This is a genomic window from Armatimonas sp., from assembly GCF_043760365.1.
GTDB lineage: Bacteria > Armatimonadota > Armatimonadia > Armatimonadales > Armatimonadaceae > Armatimonas.
The window spans coordinates 1-1610 of sequence record NZ_JAYUPA010000513.1; the positions used below are offsets into that span (position 1 = coordinate 1).

Genomic DNA, 1610 nt, shown 5'->3' on the forward strand with positions numbered 1-1610 from the left:
GCGCACCCCGGCTGGGTCAAGACCGAGCTAGGCGGCGAGGGAGCGATGCTGGAGATTTCTGAGGGCGCGGAGACCAGCGTCTGGCTGGCGACTTTGCCCGAGGGCGGTCCCACGGCCGGGTACTTCCACAAGCAAGACAGGCTCCCGTGGTAGAGAGCATGCGCATTCCGGTGGTGATGGCGAAGGCGATCCTGGGAACCGCCTTTATCGTCTTCGGGGCGAATGGCTTTCTGCACTTTTTGCCCCTACCACCGCCTGCAAGTGCAAGCGCGACCCAGTTTCTAGGGCTGCTGGAGAGCACGGGCTACCTCAAAGTCGTGAAGGCGCTAGAAATTGTCGGGGGCGGGCTGATCCTGGGCGGACGGCTTGCACCGCTTGGGCTACTCATCCTGGGGCCGATCCTGGTCAATATCGCCCTCTATGATGTGTTTATGGATCCGAGAGGCTTGCCCCTTGTGATCGTCCTCGGGGCGCTCGCGCTGGTTATCGGCTACCGACACAAGGAGCACTTTGCGCCGTTCGCACGTGTCCACAGGGAGCACTGCACTTTTAAAGGCAAGTGAGTCCCGGGGCTCTCAGCAAAGCTAGTTCGTAGTGGACATCGGCCCGCTGCCCCCCCCGGGACGGCCCCCGCCCGGGCGCGACGGCGCTCCGGCAGTGCCACTGGCAGGGCTAGTGGCGGGCAGTGACAGCGATGGGGTGAACTCCCGCTTCAATGGCCCCAGGATTCCCGAGGGAACCACGCCCAGAATCAGGGTAAGCACGGCGCACAGCACCGCGACAGTCTTGGCGGCACCCGCCCGAACTTCGGGGTTGGTGTCGTCGAGCGGCTCCTTGAAGTACATTTGCACGATTAGATTGAGGTAGTAAGCGACCCCGATCACGCTGATCACCAGCCCCAGCCCCGCCAGCCAGTAGAGCTGGGCCTGGAAGGCAGCGGAGAAGAGGTAGAGCTTGCCCACGAACCCGGCGGTAAGAGGAATACCAGCCAGCGAGAGCAGCAGCACGGTCAGCGTGGCCGCCGCTACCGGGTTACGCTTACCCAGCCCGGCAAAGTGCGCGATCTGCGTTCGCTCCTCCTCACCCGAGTGCCCCAGCCAAACCGTCACCGCAAAGGCACCCACATTCATCAGGGAGTAGGCCAGGAGGTAGAAGCCTACCCCATCTGAAGCCAGCGCTGTGCCTTGGACAACCCCCTCCTGGGAGACAAGGCTCGCGGCAATGGTTCCTACAAGCAAGTAGCCCGCATGCGCCACCGACGAAAAGGCGAGCATGCGCTGGATATTGGTCTGCCGGAGCGCCATGATATTGCCGATCAGCATGCTCGCGATGGCAATTCCCCAGAGGATACTGCGGAGCGTGTCCGCCTGGGCTCCCACTTGCGCAAGGCACTGGAGCAGCCGGAGCAGCGCGCCAAATGCGCCGATCTTTGCGGCAGCTGACATGAAGGCCGCCACGGGTGCAGGCGCTCCCTGGTAGACATCCGGGGCATAGGCGTGGAACGGCACAAGTGATGCTTTAAAGCCCAGCCCCACCAGCACCAGCACCATGCCCACCAGAAAGAGCGGCGACTGAGCGAGCGACATACCTGCGTGTTTCGCAGTTGCCTG

At 63.2% G+C, this 1610-nt stretch carries 2 protein-coding genes; one reads left to right on the plus strand and one right to left on the minus strand.

The features are described from left to right. Nucleotides 1-158 precede the first annotated feature (158 nt). Nucleotides 159-563 (plus strand): hypothetical protein, encoded by a 405-nt coding sequence (locus tag ACH2EH_RS11950; RefSeq protein ID WP_395141953.1) that lies wholly within the window; start codon nucleotides 159-161, stop codon nucleotides 561-563. 21 nt (nucleotides 564-584) lie between these two features. On the opposite strand, the gene ACH2EH_RS11955 is transcribed toward ACH2EH_RS11950, so the two are convergent. Then, a partial coding sequence (locus ACH2EH_RS11955; RefSeq protein WP_395141955.1) for an NADH-quinone oxidoreductase subunit N occupies nucleotides 585-1610 on the minus strand: 1026 nt, incomplete at its 5' end.